General features: G+C 69.7%; 15 protein-coding genes. 12 read left to right on the top strand and 3 right to left on the bottom strand.

What is annotated here, in order from left to right:
- Positions 1–74: 74 nt before the first annotated feature.
- From AC0662_RS26545 to proB, 8 genes are all read left to right on the top strand, one after another.
- Entirely contained in the window at positions 75–575 is a 501-nt protein-coding gene (locus tag AC0662_RS26545) for an anthrone oxygenase family protein (protein ID WP_452194681.1), read from the top strand.
- Positions 576–631: 56 nt separating this feature from the next.
- Positions 632–1,498, top strand: a complete 867-nt coding sequence (locus AC0662_RS26540; protein WP_452194679.1) for an MFS transporter — start codon at positions 632–634, stop codon at positions 1,496–1,498.
- Between the two features lie 91 nt (positions 1,499–1,589).
- A complete protein-coding gene (locus AC0662_RS26535) occupies positions 1,590–2,417 on the top strand; it encodes a TIGR03936 family radical SAM-associated protein (protein WP_452194677.1) in 828 nt (275 codons plus the stop codon).
- A gap of 143 nt (positions 2,418–2,560) precedes the next feature.
- Positions 2,561–6,118, top strand: a complete 3,558-nt coding sequence (locus AC0662_RS26530) for an Rne/Rng family ribonuclease (protein ID WP_478303959.1) — start codon at positions 2,561–2,563, stop codon at positions 6,116–6,118.
- A gap of 173 nt (positions 6,119–6,291) precedes the next feature.
- On the top strand, positions 6,292–6,606 hold the full coding sequence (gene rplU / locus AC0662_RS26525; RefSeq protein ID WP_452194702.1) for a 50S ribosomal protein L21: 315 nt from the start codon (positions 6,292–6,294) through the stop codon (positions 6,604–6,606).
- A gap of 12 nt (positions 6,607–6,618) precedes the next feature.
- Positions 6,619–6,879 (top strand): 50S ribosomal protein L27, encoded by a 261-nt coding sequence (rpmA, locus tag AC0662_RS26520; protein WP_452194673.1) that lies wholly within the window; start codon positions 6,619–6,621, stop codon positions 6,877–6,879.
- A 171-nt stretch (positions 6,880–7,050) separates the two neighbouring features.
- Positions 7,051–8,634 carry a GTPase ObgE gene (gene obgE, locus AC0662_RS26515; protein WP_478303957.1) on the top strand — a complete coding sequence of 528 codons (1,584 nt, stop codon included), beginning with the start codon at positions 7,051–7,053 and terminating at the stop codon, positions 8,632–8,634.
- 4 nt (positions 8,635–8,638) lie between these two features.
- A complete protein-coding gene (gene proB / locus AC0662_RS26510; protein ID WP_452194670.1) occupies positions 8,639–9,751 on the top strand; it encodes a glutamate 5-kinase in 1,113 nt (370 codons plus the stop codon).
- Here proB and AC0662_RS26505 read toward each other — a convergent pair.
- A complete protein-coding gene (locus tag AC0662_RS26505) occupies positions 9,748–10,176 on the bottom strand; it encodes a hypothetical protein (protein WP_478303955.1) in 429 nt (142 codons plus the stop codon). The two genes, proB and AC0662_RS26505, sit on opposite strands and share 4 nt — an antisense overlap.
- Before the next feature lie 138 nt (positions 10,177–10,314).
- On the opposite strand from AC0662_RS26505, the gene AC0662_RS26500 reads away from it, so the two are divergent.
- The 4 genes from AC0662_RS26500 to AC0662_RS26485 all read left to right on the top strand — a co-directional run bounded on the left by AC0662_RS26500 (position 10,315) and on the right by AC0662_RS26485 (position 12,934).
- Positions 10,315–10,833 (top strand): flavodoxin domain-containing protein, encoded by a 519-nt coding sequence (locus AC0662_RS26500; protein WP_478303953.1) that lies wholly within the window; start codon positions 10,315–10,317, stop codon positions 10,831–10,833.
- A gap of 13 nt (positions 10,834–10,846) precedes the next feature.
- Positions 10,847–11,032 carry a hypothetical protein gene (locus AC0662_RS26495; RefSeq protein ID WP_478303951.1) on the top strand — a complete coding sequence of 62 codons (186 nt, stop codon included), beginning with the start codon at positions 10,847–10,849 and terminating at the stop codon, positions 11,030–11,032.
- A 16-nt stretch (positions 11,033–11,048) separates the two neighbouring features.
- The gene (locus AC0662_RS26490) at positions 11,049–11,465 is read left to right on the top strand and encodes a spore germination protein GerW family protein (protein WP_478303949.1); all 417 of its coding nucleotides are present in this window, start codon (positions 11,049–11,051) and stop codon (positions 11,463–11,465) included.
- 224 nt (positions 11,466–11,689) lie between these two features.
- Complete coding sequence (locus AC0662_RS26485) at positions 11,690–12,934, top strand: glutamate-5-semialdehyde dehydrogenase (protein ID WP_478304216.1); 1,245 nt, start codon at positions 11,690–11,692, stop codon at positions 12,932–12,934.
- 4 nt (positions 12,935–12,938) lie between these two features.
- Here the strand turns inward: AC0662_RS26485 and AC0662_RS26480 are convergent, their stop codons facing one another.
- Positions 12,939–13,601 (bottom strand): 4'-phosphopantetheinyl transferase family protein, encoded by a 663-nt coding sequence (locus AC0662_RS26480; protein WP_452194658.1) that lies wholly within the window; start codon positions 13,599–13,601, stop codon positions 12,939–12,941.
- Positions 13,598–14,176, bottom strand: coding sequence for a PadR family transcriptional regulator (locus AC0662_RS26475; RefSeq protein ID WP_452194656.1), 579 nt, complete (start codon positions 14,174–14,176; stop codon positions 13,598–13,600). Before AC0662_RS26475 ends, AC0662_RS26480 begins: the two co-directional genes overlap by 4 nt.
- Positions 14,177–14,193: the final 17 nt, after the last annotated feature.

Here is a 14,193-nt window from a genome sequence, read left to right as displayed (position 1 = left end):
GCGACATGTCCCGGGCGCTCGCGGGCCACTAACTTTTTCGGTGCGGGGAGTTCCCGCCGTACCGAAGGAGAGAAATGAACGGACTGCGGGTGGCTTCGTTGATGGCGGCCACGATGACGACGGGACTGGTCGCCGGCGTGTACGCGATCTACGCGAACGCGTTCATGCCCGGGCTGGCGAAGACCGACGACAAGACCTTCGTCGGCGCGTTCCAGGCCGTCGACCGGGCGATCGTGAACCCGCTGTTCCTCGGCCTGGGGTTCGTCGGCGCCCTACTGTTCACGGTGCTCGCGGGCCTGCTCAGCCTGAAGGAGAAGGCGCTGCCGTGGATCGTGGTCGCGTTCGTTCTGTATCTGATCTCGATGATCGTCACGGTGGCGGTGAACGTGCCGCTGAACGACGCGCTGAAGGCGGCCGGTGATCCGGCCACGATGGACGTCGCCGCGGCCCGGGCGGCGTTCGACGAGGCCAAGTGGGTGGCCTCCAACTTGGTCCGCACCGTGCTCGCGACGGTGTCGTTCGGAGTACTCGGCTGGGCCCTGTACCTGTCCGGAAAATCCGCGGTCCAGCCCTGAGGTTATTTGCAGTATTTGCAGGTACCGTTCGATCCGATTCGGACCTGGGGGTACTGATGAAGGACTGGTGGGACGACCGTCCGGTGTTCTCGGCGGCCGACAAGGGGTCGCGGATCACCGGGCTCGCTCCCGGCGAGTCGCCCGGCCACGTGACGACCCGCCTGGCGATCCTGGGTGCCCTGTGCTTCGTAGCCTGGACCGCCGCGAGCTTGCTGGGTACGTCGTGGTTGTGCAACGCGTCGTCGGCGCCGGGCGAGACGTGCGCTGTCGACTTCCCGAGCGGCGTCCGGCTGCTCTGGCGGATCGTCGCCACCGTCGTCGTCGCGTACGTCCTGCTGCACTTCTCGCTCGTCTTCGGTGAGGAGGCACGGCAGCGACTCGGCCAGAGCCGGGCGGCGGGGCTGCTCGTCGGGTCGGCACTGCTGGCCGGAGTCGCCGTCGGTGCCGGTTTTTCGGTCGTGACCGGCTTCTCGGTGGACCCGTCCGGGACGCTCCGGCGGACCCTCGACTTCCGGATCGGCACCGAGGCGTACGCGATCTCCGCCGCGCTCGCGCTGGTAGCCGTCCTCTGGTGGATCCTCGTACTCGGCCGGCTGCCCGCGGCGCTGGTGGCGGCGCGGGAGCGGCAGACGACGATCGAGCGCCTGCGCCGCGACGGCCACCGGTACGCCGGCACCGTCAAGCTCGGCCGCATCGTGTTCTGGCTCGGCCAGAGCCCGGAGCTCGACGTCACGATCGCGTACGACTCGCCCGCCGGTGCGCACGAGATCAAGGCCCGGATGCGGACCTCGCCCGACCGGGTCCCCGCCGACGGCAGCAAGGTCGTGGTCTTCGACGACCTCCGCGGTGACCTCCACATCGAACTCGACCGCGACGCCACCCCGTCCTTCGAGCCTTCGGAGAGCTACACCGCCTCGGAGTGAACCCGGTACCGGGTTGTTTCACCGCTGGCCGGTTGCAACCTGTTAGCGGCCCTACAACCCGCCATCGGTGGGGGGCTGAGACACTGTGCACGTGCCACCAGTTCAAGCTCCGCCCTCGCAGCAGCTCCCCGCTGTCCAGAAACTGCGGGTGAGATTCGCCAAGCGGGGACGGCTGCGATTCACCTCACACCGCGACTTCCAGCGGGCCTTCGAGCGCGCCGTACGGCGGGCCGGCCTGCCGGTCGCGTTCTCGCACGGTTTCAGCCCGCACCCGAAGATCTCGTACGCCGGTGCCGCGCCGACCGGAGCCGCCTCGGAGGCGGAGTACCTGGAGATATCGCTCACACACGAGCGGGACGCCGAGCAGGTCCGGGCCGCGCTGGACGAGGCACTCCCGCCCGGGCTCGACGTCCTCGAGGTCGTGGTCGCCGGGCCGGGTGGGCTCGCCGAGCGGTTGGAGGCCAGCGAGTGGCGGATCGCGTTGCCGGGGGCGGATCCGGAGGCGGCCGCGGCGGCGGTCGAGGCGTTCCTCGCCCGGGAGGAAATTCTGGTCGAGCGCATGACCAAACGGGGGCTTCGCTCGTTCGACTGTCGGGCCGCCGTTCTCCGACTCACCGTCGTGAGTGAACCGGGGTCGGTTGCGACGTGTGCGATACTGCAAGTGGTGTTACGGCACGGAACCCCGGCCGTGAGACCCGACGACGTTCTCGCCGGCGTGCTAGAGGTAGCGACGCTTCCGGTGACGGGCCCGGCTCTTTTGACCAGGCTCGCCCAGGGCCCGCTCATCGCGGCAACCGGCATGGTGGACGACCCGCTCGCTCGTGACCGCGACGCCAACCAGGCGACCGCGACCGGCCAGGCAGGTCCCCACCAGACGCAACCAGCGGAGGGCGACGCCGCCGCTCCCTCTGTGCCCTGAGCGCGGGCGGAGCGGATCCAGCAGGCTTCCGCTACGCCGCGGCACTGGTGCCAGGTGTGGCGAACCGTGACCGCCTTACGGCAGGCCCCGGGCTCGTGACAGGAGCCGGGATGCGCCGGAAGGCTTGAGGAGACCCGCACTACATGCTCGACAACGAGCCGACCACCGACGCAGCCGACTCGGCTGCCACCGCCCCGCCCGCCGCCTCGACGCGCAAGAGCGCGAAGAAGGCCGCGCCGGCGAAGAAGACCACTACGACGCGCAAGCGCACCGTGAAGAAGACCGCCGAGCCGGCCGCCACCGCTGCGGCCGAGTCCGTCGAGTCCACCGAGTCCACTGTGGACGCTGCGCCGGCGAAGAGGACGGCCAAGAAGGCCGCCGCGAAGAAGGCCCCGGCCAAGAAGGCGGTGGCGAAGGCCACCACGGCCAAGAAGACCGCCAAGCGCCCGGCGAAGAAGGCCGCGGCCGGTCAGGACTCGCTCCCGGAGCTCTTCCAGGCTCCGGCGGAGTCGGACACGGTTACCGAGGCCGCTCCGGTCGCAGACGCGGCTCCGGCGAAGAAGACCACGCGCAAGCGCACCACCAAGAAGGCCGCAGGGGCACCCGCCTCCGAGACTCCGGCCGTCGCCGACGCTCCGGCCGCCACGGAGGCGCCGGCAACGTCCGACGCTCCGGCGACCAAGCGCACCTCCCGCCGCCGTACGACGAAGTCGACCGCCGCGGACACCACCGCGACCGCCGAGGCGAGCAGCCCGTCCACGGCCGACGCCTCCGCGAACACCGCCGCGACCGCTACGGCGAGCTCCGCGACCGGCTCGGCCGACGTCGGCGAGGCGGCCGCCGAAGCGCCGAGCACGCGGCGTAGCCGCCGGCGCCCCGCCCCGGCCGCCGCCGTCCTGTTCCAGGCCCCGACCGACACCGCCCAGCCGGCCGCCACCAGCACCGACGCCGCCGACACCGACGCCGCCGACACCGACGGTGCGGTCACTGACGCCGCAGGCGCCGACGCGACCGAGCCCCGCACGTCCAGCCGTCGCTCGCGCACCCGCTCGTCGGGCTCCCGTGAGACGACCGCTGACGCGGCTGAGACCACGGCCGCTGACGCGAGTGACGCCCGTACGTCGGGCAACCGCCGTTCACGCACCCGCTCCGGCTCCGGCGAGACGACCGCGGACGCCGTAGACGCCGCGGCCGCTGACGCGAGTGACGCCCGTACGTCGGGCAACCGCCGTTCGCGGACCCGCTTGTCGGGTGGTGCCGAAGTGACTGACGAGGCAACCGAGGTTGCGGTTGCCGCGGAGCCGGGTGCCGATGAGCAGCCGGCTGGTACGCGGCGGCGGCGCAACCGGCGCGGGCGTGACGCGGAGTCCCACGAGGGCGAGGCTGCCGAGGAGACCGAGCAGGCGCACCCGCAGGCCGTGAGCGCCGACACCGAGACCACCGACGACGAGGCTGAGACCCAGGCCGACGCGCAGGGTGAGGACGGCGAGGAAGGCGGCGAGGGCACTCGTCGTCGCCGCCGTCGTCGCGGTGGCCGCCGGCGCCGCAAGTCGGGTGACGCGGACGGTGCGGACGACAACGCCGACGAGCACTCGGACGACGAGCGCGACGAGAACGACGCGCAGGACGACCACGAGGCCGACGCCGCCGAGGACGACAACGACTCCGACGACGGCGAGTCGGGCGGCAGCTCGTCGCGCCGTCGCCGGCGTCGCCGTCGCCGCAAGGGCGAGGACAGCACCGCGTCCGCGGACGACCCCGACGAGACCGTCGTCCGGGTCCGCGAGCCGCGTAGCAAGAACTCGGCCAACGAGGTCACCGCGATCGAGGGCTCGACCCGCCTGGAAGCGAAGAAGCAGCGCCGCCGCGAGGGCCGCGCCGCCGGTCGCCGCCGGGCGCCGATCGTGACCGAGGCCGAGTTCCTGGCCCGCCGCGAGTCGGTCGACCGGGCGATGGTGATCCGGTCCCGCGAGGACCTGACGCAGATCGCGGTCTCCGAGGACAACGTCCTGGTCGAGCACTACGTGACCACCGCCGAGCAGACCTCCCTGATCGGCAACGTGTACCTCGGCCGCGTGCAGAACGTGCTGCCCAGCATGGAGGCGGCCTTCATCGACATCGGCAAGGGCCGCAACGCGGTCCTGTACGCCGGTGAGGTCGACTGGGCCACCCTCGGTGGCTCAAGCGGCCCGCGGAAGATCGAGCAGGTGCTGAAGTCCGGCCAGTCGGTCCTGGTGCAGGTCACCAAGGACCCGATCGGCCACAAGGGCGCCCGCCTCACCAACCAGATCAGCCTGCCCGGCCGGTACGTCGTGTACGTCCCGCGCGGCGGCAACGGTGGTATCAGCCGCAAGCTGCCCGACACCGAGCGGAACCGGCTGAAGACGATCCTCAAGGACATCGTTCCCGACGAGGCCGGCGTGATCGTCCGGACCGCCGCGGAAGGTGCGTCCGAGGAGGAGCTGACCTCCGACGTCAGCCGCCTGCAGTCCGCCTGGGAAGAGATCGACAAGAAGTCCAAGAACGGCCAGGCCCCGCAGCTGCTGTACGGCGAGCCGGATCTGCTGATCCGCGTCGTCCGGGACCTGTTCACCGAGGACTTCGGCAAGCTCGTCATCTCCGGCGACCGCGCCTACGACCAGGTCCGCGAGTACGTCGCGGGCGTCGCGCCGCACCTGGCCGACCGGGTCGAGAAGTGGACCGGCGACGGCGACGTGTTCGCCAACTACCGGATCGACGAGCAGATCAAGAAGGCGCTGGACCGCAAGGTCTGGCTGCCGTCGGGTGGCTCGCTGATCATCGACCGCACCGAGGCGATGACCGTCGTCGACGTGAACACCGGGAAGTTCACCGGCTCCGGGGGCAACCTCGAGGAGACCGTCACCAAGAACAACCTGGAGGCGGCCGAGGAGATCGTCCGGCAGCTCCGGCTCCGCGACATCGGCGGCATCATCGTGATCGACTTCATCGACATGGTGCTGGAGTCGAACCGGGACCTGGTACTGCGCCGGCTGGTGGAGTGCCTGGGCCGCGACCGGACCAAGCACCAGGTGGCCGAGGTCACCTCGCTGGGCCTGGTCCAGATGACCCGGAAGCGGATCGGCACCGGCCTGCTGGAGGCGTTCAGCGAGAACTGCGACCACTGCGGTGGCCGCGGGCTGATCCTGCACGACGAGCCGAAGGAGTCCCGCCGCCGCAACGGCCAGAACAGTGGTCAGAACGGTGGCCAGAACAACGGCCAGCAGAGCGGCAACGGTCACGACCACGGCAAGTCCCAGCAGCAGGAGGAGAGCGGCCGGAAGAGCTCGCGCCGCCGCCGCGGCAAGGGCCGTGGTGACGACGAGCAGCACGCCGAGCCCGAGACCCAGTCCAACGGCGACGCCGCCCAGCGGCTCGCGCAGATCGCCGCAGCCTCGGTGAAGAAGGACGAGGTGGCGGACGGGGCCGTCGACGGTACGCCGGAGCCCACCGGGTACCCGGTCGTCGCCGGTGCCGACGAGCACGTGAGCCCCGAGGCCACGGGCTTCCCGGCCGCCGATGCGGCTGCTCCGGAGGCCGCTGGGGCGGTCGACGCGGCCGACGCGGCACAGAACGGCTCCCCGAAGACCACCCGGCGCCGGCGTAGCAGCCGGAGCCGGAGCAAGACGGCTACCGAGAGTGAAAGCACCGATCCGTCGGAGCTCGTCACCACCGGCAGCTGAACCGATTTCGAGTTTGCCAGCCTCGGGCTGTAAGCTTGTGGTTCGGTGCGCTCGAAGCGCACCGAACCTGTGCTCGGTGTGAGAGTGAGAGGAACGAGGGGTTCTTCCGTGGACCTCCCACTCACACCATCACACCTGTAAGTTTTCCGATCCAGCAGAGAGTGAGATCCACGGTGTACGCGATCGTGCGCAGTGGCGGCACCCAGCAGAAGGTCGCCGTCGGCGATGTCATCGAGATCGACAGCCTGACCGACCAGGTCGGCGACACTGTGTCGCTGCCTGCGGTCCTCGTCGTCGATGGCGACACCGTGACGGCCGACGCTGCGGCGCTGGCCAACGTGGCCGTGTCGGCTGAGGTTCTCGGCCGCAGCAAGGGCCCGAAGATCACCATCCTCAAGTACAAGAACAAGACCGGTTACCGCAAGCGCCAGGGGCACCGTCAGCACTACACCCAGGTCAAGGTCACCGCGATCGACGCGAAGAAGTGAGCTGATTACCAAATGGCACACAAAAAGGGAGCGGCCTCGACCCGCAACGGTCGTGACTCCAACGCGCAGCGCCTCGGCGTGAAGCGGTACGGCGGTCAGCTGGTCAACGCCGGCGAGATCATCGTCCGGCAGCGTGGCACGCACTTCCACCCGGGCACCCTGGTCGGCCGTGGCGGCGACGACACGCTGTTCGCGTTGGCCGAGGGCACCGTGGAGTTCGGCACCCGGCGCGGTCGTCGCGTCGTCAACATCGTCCCGGCCCCGGCGGAGTAACACCGCCACCCGGTTCACGAAGCTCTGTCGAAGGGCGGGTCGCGGAATACCGCGCACCCGCCCTTTTGCTTGTGTAGGACAAGAGAAGAAAAGAATCCTCGCTCCGCTCGGGGTGAGAGATTCCCTCGCTCCGCTCGGGGCGGGGGTGGAGACAGGAAGTAGAGAAGACCGATGGCGATTCCCAGCTTTGTCGATCGGGTCTCGGTGCATGTCACCGCGGGCCGCGGCGGAAACGGCTGCGCCTCGGTGCACCGCGAGAAGTTCAAGCCGCTCGGCGGCCCCGACGGCGGGAACGGCGGCGACGGCGGCAGCGTGATCCTGCGCGTCGACCCGGACGTCACCACGCTCGTCGACTTCCACCGCTCCAGCCACCGCACCGCCACGAACGGTGCCCAGGGCAAGGGTGACCACCAGGCCGGCGGCAACGGCGGCGACGTGGTCCTCGGCGTCCCGGACGGCACCGTGATCAGTACGGCGAACGGCGAGGTACTGGCCGATCTCGTCGGACCCGGTGCGGAGTTCGTCGCGGCGCAGGGCGGTAAGGGCGGTCTGGGCAACGCGGCGCTGGCGAGCAGCTCGCGGAAGGCGCCCGGGTTCGCGCTGCTCGGTGAGGACGGCGAGGAGCGCTCGCTCGTCCTGGAGCTGAAGGTCGTCGCGGATATCGGCCTGGTCGGCTTCCCGAGCGCGGGCAAGTCGTCGCTGGTCGCCGCGATCAGCCGGGCCCGGCCGAAGATCGCCGACTACCCGTTCACGACCCTGATCCCGAACCTCGGTGTCGTCGTCGCCGGCGACACGACGTACACCGTCGCCGACGTCCCCGGTCTGATCGAGGGCGCGAGCGAGGGGCGTGGGCTCGGGCACGACTTCCTGCGGCACGTGGAGCGGTGCGCGGCACTGGTGCACGTCATCGACTGCGCGACGTACGAGCCGGGCCGCGATCCGTTGAGCGACCTGGACACGATCGAGGCCGAGCTCGAGGCGCACGGTGGTCTGGAGGACCGGCCGCGACTCGTTGCCCTGAACAAGATCGACGTACCGGATGCGCGGGAGATCGCGGAGATGGTGCAGACCGAGCTGGAGCAGCGCGGGCTGCGGGTGTTCCCGATCTCGACCGCGTCGCACGAGGGCCTGGAAGCGCTGAAGTTCGCGATGGCCGAGATCGTCGTACGGCGTCGCGCGGAGCAGGAGAAGCCCGACACCACGCGGATCGTGATCCGGCCGCACGTGCAGGGCGGACCCGAGTTCAAGGTCAAGCAGCTGCCGGACGAGGACGGCTGGCTGGTGCAGGGCGCGAAGCCGGAGCGCTGGGTGCGGCAGACCGACTTCGCGAACGCGGAGGCGACCGGCTACCTGGCCGACCGGCTGAACCGCCTCGGCGTCGAGGAGGAGCTGATCAAGCTCGGCGCGCAGGCCGGTGACGCGGTGATGATCGGCGACGGGCCGAACGCGATCGTGTTCGACTTCGCGCCGGACATCCAGGCCGGCGCGGAGATCCTCGCCCGGCGCGGTGAGGACCACCGGCTCGAGGAAGATCGTCCCGCGGCCCAGCGGCGGCGGACGAAGGACTCGGAGTACCACGCCTTCCGGGAAGGCGAGCGGTCCGAGGACTGGTCGGAGTACGGCGGCAACTGGGACGTCGACGACGTGGACCTGTCGCCGGCGGAAGCGAAACGAGCAGCAGCGGCTGCGGCGAAGCTCGCACGCAAGGAAGCGCGTGAGCTGGCGTCGCAGGAGGATCTCGACCAGAACGGTTGATTTCATGAACCAGCGCGCGGAGGCGACCAACGCCACGCGAATCGTCGTGAAGGTCGGCTCGTCGTCGCTGACCCAGCGCGGCAAGATCGACCTCGAACGACTCCGGCTGCTCGTCGACGCCATCGCGGCGCGACGGGTGGCGGGAGCCGAGGTCGTACTCGTCTCCTCCGGCGCGATCGCCGCCGGGCTGGCGCCGATGGGGCTGCGGACCCGACCGCGCGACCTGGCCACCCAGCAGGCCGCTGCTTCGGTCGGCCAGGGACTGCTGATGGCCCGCTACAGCGACGCGTTCGCGGCCCACGGTTTGCGGGTCGGGCAGGTGCTGCTGACGGTCGACGACGTGACCCGGCGAAGCCACTACCGCAACGCGTTCCGCACGTTCGCGCGGTTGCTCGAGCTCGGCGTCGTACCGATCGTGAACGAGAACGACACGGTGGCGACGACCGAGATCCGCTTCGGTGACAACGACCGGCTGGCGGCGCTGACCAGTCACCTGGTGCACGCGGATCTGTTGCTGCTGCTGTCCGACGTCGACGGCCTGTACGACGGGGATCCGCGCAAGCCCGGTACGTCGATGGTGACCGAGATCCGTGGCGCCGCCGACCTGGAGCCGCTCGCGATCGGCAAGACCGGTACGTCGGGTGTCGGTACCGGCGGCATGCAGACGAAGGTCGAAGCGGCCGCAATCGCTACTGAGGCAGGGATTCCGGTCCTCCTCACCTCGGCCGGCCGGGTCGGTGAAGCGCTCAGCGGCGAGCCGGTCGGGACGCTCTTCCATCCGACGGGTCGGCGGCGCAAGACCCGGCTGTTGTGGTTGGCGCACGCGACGTCCGGTCAGGGCATGCTGCACCTCGACGAGGGCGCGGTACGTGCGTTGACGCAACGCCGCGCATCCCTGCTCCCCGCGGGGATCTCGGCGGTCGAGGGGACGTTCTCCGCCGGTGATCCCGTCGACCTGGTCTCACCGTCCGGCGTGACGATCGCTCGCGGGCTGGTCAACTACGACGCCTCCGAACTCCCCGAGCTCCTCGGCCGTTCAACGCGCGACCTCGCCCGCGAACTCGGAGCGGCGTACGAACGCGAAGTCGTCCACCGCGACGACCTGGTGCTGCTCTAGCGTCGCGCCCGGCCGAACGACACGAGTTGGACGATCAGCGCGACGATCGATCCGAAGAAGCCGACGGCCAGCATGATCCGCAGCAGCAACGTCCAGTCGAACGACGAGTCGTCGAAGTCGAACGGGAAGACCTGCCAGACGCGGACGACGGCGACCAGGCCGATGCCGGTGATCCCCAGGTCTCCCAGGGACTTCAGCCACGGCGGATCCGTCACCAGATAGCAGACGTTGGCGACGAGACCGGCGATGAGTGACGCGGTCACCCAGCCGAGCACCGCCGTCGTCTCGGCCGTGAGGAACGGCACCGTCTGCCATCCCGGCCAGGAGTACATGGCGAAGAGTACGGCGGTGTTGATCAGGATCGCGATGACGTAGCCGGTCCGTCGGGTACCCGGCGAGGCTCGGTGGTTCGTTTGCTTCAGCACGATCGCACCTCCTCTCCTTCCATGGTCTGTCCATCGCGTCGAGCGATCCTGGTCCGAAGGTCCCGGGTCGTCGGGACAGTGGCCCCTGGCTGTTTTCCTGCGTGGTCGGGAGGCTAGGAGTGAGGTTGGGGAGGCGACATGAGTACATCGAGTGTTCTGGTCGCGTACGGCACCAAGAACGGGTCGACGGCAGGGATCGCCGACATGATCGTCACCGCACTGCAGGCGGACGGTCTGACCGCGGAGGCTCGTCCGGCCGCGGACGTGTCTGCGATCGAGGGGTACGACGCCGTAGTGCTGGGCGGCGCACTCTACGCGGGACGGTGGAATCGTGATGCGCGCACGTTCGCGCGCCGGCACGCCGACGCTTTGCGGAACCGTCCGGTCTGGCTGTTCAGCAGCGGGCCGCTGGACGATTCTGCTGACCGGCGTGAGATCCGGCCCGTGTCACAGGTCGCGAAGCTGTCCGATCGACTCGGCGCGGTCGAGCACGTGACGTTCGGCGGGCGGCTCACCGAGGACGCCGCGGGGTTCATGGCGAAGGCGATGGTCCGCGCCGGCAAGGGTGGCGACTTCCGCAACCCGGAGCGCATCGCCGCCTGGTCGCACACCATCGCGACGCACCTCCGGACCACCGCACCCTCCAGAACCGACTGAGCACGGCTTTCACATGACGACCAAACGGGGTGCGCCCAGCGGCGCCGGAAACGCCGTCTACGGACTCGGGCTGATCGGCGCTTTGGTGTACTACATCCAACGCGCCGACGGCTTCTGGCCGGTCATCCTCGGCATCCTCAAAGCCGTGGTGTGGCCGGCCTTCGTCACCTACGACCTGCTGAAGTTCCTCGGCGCCTAGATCCAGGAGGGGATCCATGGGTAAGCCAGACAAGGACGTGGTGGACGTACTGCGCGGGGTGACGGACGGTGCCAGAGCCGGAACTGTCTTCGGTACTCCGGTCAGTCACAACGGTTTCACGCTGCTGCCGGTCGCGCGTGTCACCGGCGGCGGGGGAGCAGGTCGCGGCGAAGGCATCACCGGACCGGGCAGCGACGGATCCGGATCCGGCGGCGGCTTCGGGCTGTCCGCCAGGCCGGTCGGCGTCTACGTGATCAGCGACCGCGAAGTCACCTGGTCACCCGCGGTCGACGTCACCAAGGTCATCCTCGGCGGCCAACTGGTCGGCCTGGTCGCCCTACTGACCCTACGAACCCTCTTCAAACTCCTCCGCAACCGCCGAGCCAAACAAACAGCTCCGGCCGAAGAGCCGCAACCTACGATGGGCGAGTGAAGCTCGCCTGGGGTCTGCTCGCCGCGTGGGTCGTCCATGATCTCGAGGAACTCGCCACGATGCCGGCGTTCTCGCAGTCCGGCGACCTGCCGCGACCGTTGGCGAAGGTGTTGCCGATGTCGCGGGCCGAGGCGGCCACGGCGATCGGGATCACCGGCGGGTCGTGCTGCCGTCTGGTGAGATCCGTGTCCGTCGGAGCCGTGGTGGGGCCATACGATGAAGGGGTGAGCGAGATCATCGAGCTGGCGCGCCGGGCCCGTGAGGCGTCGTACTCCCTGGCTGACGCGTCCCGGGCGACCAAGGACGCTGCGCTGCACGCCATGGCGGCTGCGCTGCGGGAGCACACGGACGCGATCGTCGCGGCCAACGCCAAGGATGTCGCGGCCGCGCGCGAAGCCGGTACGCCGGAGTCCACGGTCGACCGGCTGGCGCTGAACCCGGCGCGCGTCGACGGGATGGCGGCCGGGCTCGAGCAGCTCGCGGGGCTGACCGACCCGGTCGGCGAGGTGACCCGCGGCTACACGTTGCCGAACGGTCTCGAGCTCCGCCAGGTCCGGGTCCCGTTCGGTGTGGTCGGGATCATCTACGAGGCGCGCCCGAACGTGACCGCCGACGCCGCCGGCATCTGCCTGAAGTCCGGCAACGCCGTGCTGCTCCGCGGTTCCTCGTCCGCGAAGTCGTCCAACGAGGCGATCATCGCCGTACTGCGGGACGCCGCCGAGTCGGCCGGACTGCCCGCGGACGTCGTCCAGGGCGTGCCGACGGATCGCGCCGCGGTGAAGGAGCTGATGCAGGCGCGCGGGCTGGTCGACGTTCTGATCCCGCGCGGTGGCGCCGGTCTGATCCAGACGGTGGTGGGGGAGTCTTCGGTCCCGGTGATCGAGACCGGGGTCGGCAACTGCCACGTGTACGTCGACGCGGACGCGGACCTCGAGCTCGCGCTGCGGATCCTGCTGAACGCGAAGACCCAGCGCCCGAGTGTGTGCAACGCGGCCGAGTCGCTGCTCGTGCATGCTTCGGTCGCCGACGAGTTCCTGGCGCAGGCGCTGCCGGCTCTGACCGAGGCCGGCGTGACCGTGCACGGCGATCCGGCAGTGGTTGCTGCTGGCAAGGATGTTGTTGCTGCCACCGACGAGGACTTCGGGACCGAGTACAACTCGCTCGATCTCTCCGCGGCCGTGGTCGACTCGCTCGAAGCGGCGGTGCAGCACATCCGCCGGTACAGCTCTGGGCACACCGAGGCGATCATCACCCGCTCCCAGTCCGCGGCGCGTCGCTTCACGCAGGCGGTCGACTCGGCAGCGGTCGTGGTGAACGCCAGCACCCGCTTCACCGACGGCGGCGAGTTCGGCTTCGGCGCCGAGATCGGGATCTCCACTCAGAAACTCCACGCCCGCGGGCCGATGGGGCTGCCCGAGATGACCTCGACGAAGTACATCGTGACCGGTGAGGGTCAGCTCCGAAGCTGATTGTTCAGGCGAGTAGTTCGGTGATGCTGGGCGTGCGGATAGTGGGTTGTGCGCGCGAGATGATGGCGAGAGCCGCGCGGTGATCGGCGCCGACCTCGAGGTCTATTACGTGCATCCCGGGCGGGACGGCCGCGCGTAGGTCGCCGCGCAGACCTTCCCCGGTTGCCTTCAGCACAGCCTCTTTCCGCGTCCAGTACGTCGTGAACGCCCGCGCCTTGGCGATTCCGTCGTACCCATTGAGTTCCTGGGCCTCCGCGGGGGCCAAGGCGATCCTGGCTACTGCGTCGACGTCGATTGTCGAGTCGATCTGCTCCACGTCGAGCCCAACCGGCTGCTCTGCGAACGCGACTCCGACGAGGTCGCCTGAGTGCGTCACCGAGAGCTCGGCTCCTGGGGTCCGTACCTTTCCGTGGGGCTTGGCGCACTCGGGGCAGGTCCGGTCCAGCTCGATCTTTGCTGCTGGCAACGAAAGTCGCGCGGCGAGGACTCGTCGTACGATCGTCACGCCCAGCAGGAACCTGGCCTTGTCCACGTCTCGTAGGTACGCGTCCAGGCGCCCGCGCTCGACGTCGTTCAGATCCGCGATGAAGTCCTGCCGGGCGAGGCCGACCTCGGCCCACCAGACTTCAACTTCTGGTGCCGCACCGTCGCCGGCCCGGTTGGTCACACCGGCCCCGGCGTCCAGGTCAGCCTGCCCGACCGCAGGTCGTGGAGTACCCCGTCGATCCACTTGGCCTCGGCGACCGCCACCGCGACCTGGTACTCCGTCTCCAGCAGCGCGAACCGCGGTATCGGCTCGCCGTCGACCTGTGTCCTGAGCTCCAGGTGCAGTTCGGCGATCCGTTTCGTCAGCAACTCACGCCGCTGGACCAGTAGCTCACCCGCCACGTTCGGCGTCACCAGCATCACGAACGACAGCGCCGCCGGGAACTCCGGGAACTCGTTCCGCGGTGTCGTGATGATCTCCGCCAGCCACTCCCGGCAGGTCCGCCGGCCCTCGTCGGTCAGGTGGTACACGGTGCGCTCCGGGTAACGCTCGTCGCGCTCCGTCGCGCCGACGGCGATCAGGCCGGCCTCCTCGAGCCGCACGATCATCCGGTACAGGCTCGTCCGCTGCCCGACGTTGACGACCTGGTCCTTGCCCCACTGCTTGATCAACCGCTGGATCCCGTACGGATGCAGCGGCCCGTTCTCCAGGAGGCCGAGGATCGCCAGGGCGAGGGGGGAGCGTCGAAAGGTCACACGCTCAGAATAGCGGT

The organism is Kribbella sp. NPDC043289 (genome assembly GCF_056436705.1).
The sequence above is the reverse complement of the archived record's forward strand: the minus strand, read 5'-3'. Positions and strand labels throughout refer to the sequence as shown.

Bases quoted from the DNA above. Each gene is read 5' to 3' on its own strand.
- AC0662_RS26545 (WP_452194681.1), top strand. From the start codon at position 75: ATGAACGGACTGCGGGTGGCTTCGTTGATGGCGGCCACGATGACGACG.
- AC0662_RS26530 (WP_478303959.1), top strand. From the start codon at position 2,561: ATGCTCGACAACGAGCCGACCACCGACGCAGCCGACTCGGCTGCCACC.
- AC0662_RS26495 (WP_478303951.1), top strand. From the start codon at position 10,847: ATGACGACCAAACGGGGTGCGCCCAGCGGCGCCGGAAACGCCGTCTAC.
- rpmA (WP_452194673.1), top strand. From the start codon at position 6,619: ATGGCACACAAAAAGGGAGCGGCCTCGACCCGCAACGGTCGTGACTCC.
- proB (WP_452194670.1), top strand. From the start codon at position 8,639: ATGAACCAGCGCGCGGAGGCGACCAACGCCACGCGAATCGTCGTGAAG.
- AC0662_RS26500 (WP_478303953.1), top strand. From the start codon at position 10,315: ATGAGTACATCGAGTGTTCTGGTCGCGTACGGCACCAAGAACGGGTCG.
- AC0662_RS26540 (WP_452194679.1), top strand. From the start codon at position 632: ATGAAGGACTGGTGGGACGACCGTCCGGTGTTCTCGGCGGCCGACAAG.
- obgE (WP_478303957.1), top strand. From the start codon at position 7,051: ATGGCGATTCCCAGCTTTGTCGATCGGGTCTCGGTGCATGTCACCGCG.
- AC0662_RS26490 (WP_478303949.1), top strand. From the start codon at position 11,049: ATGGGTAAGCCAGACAAGGACGTGGTGGACGTACTGCGCGGGGTGACG.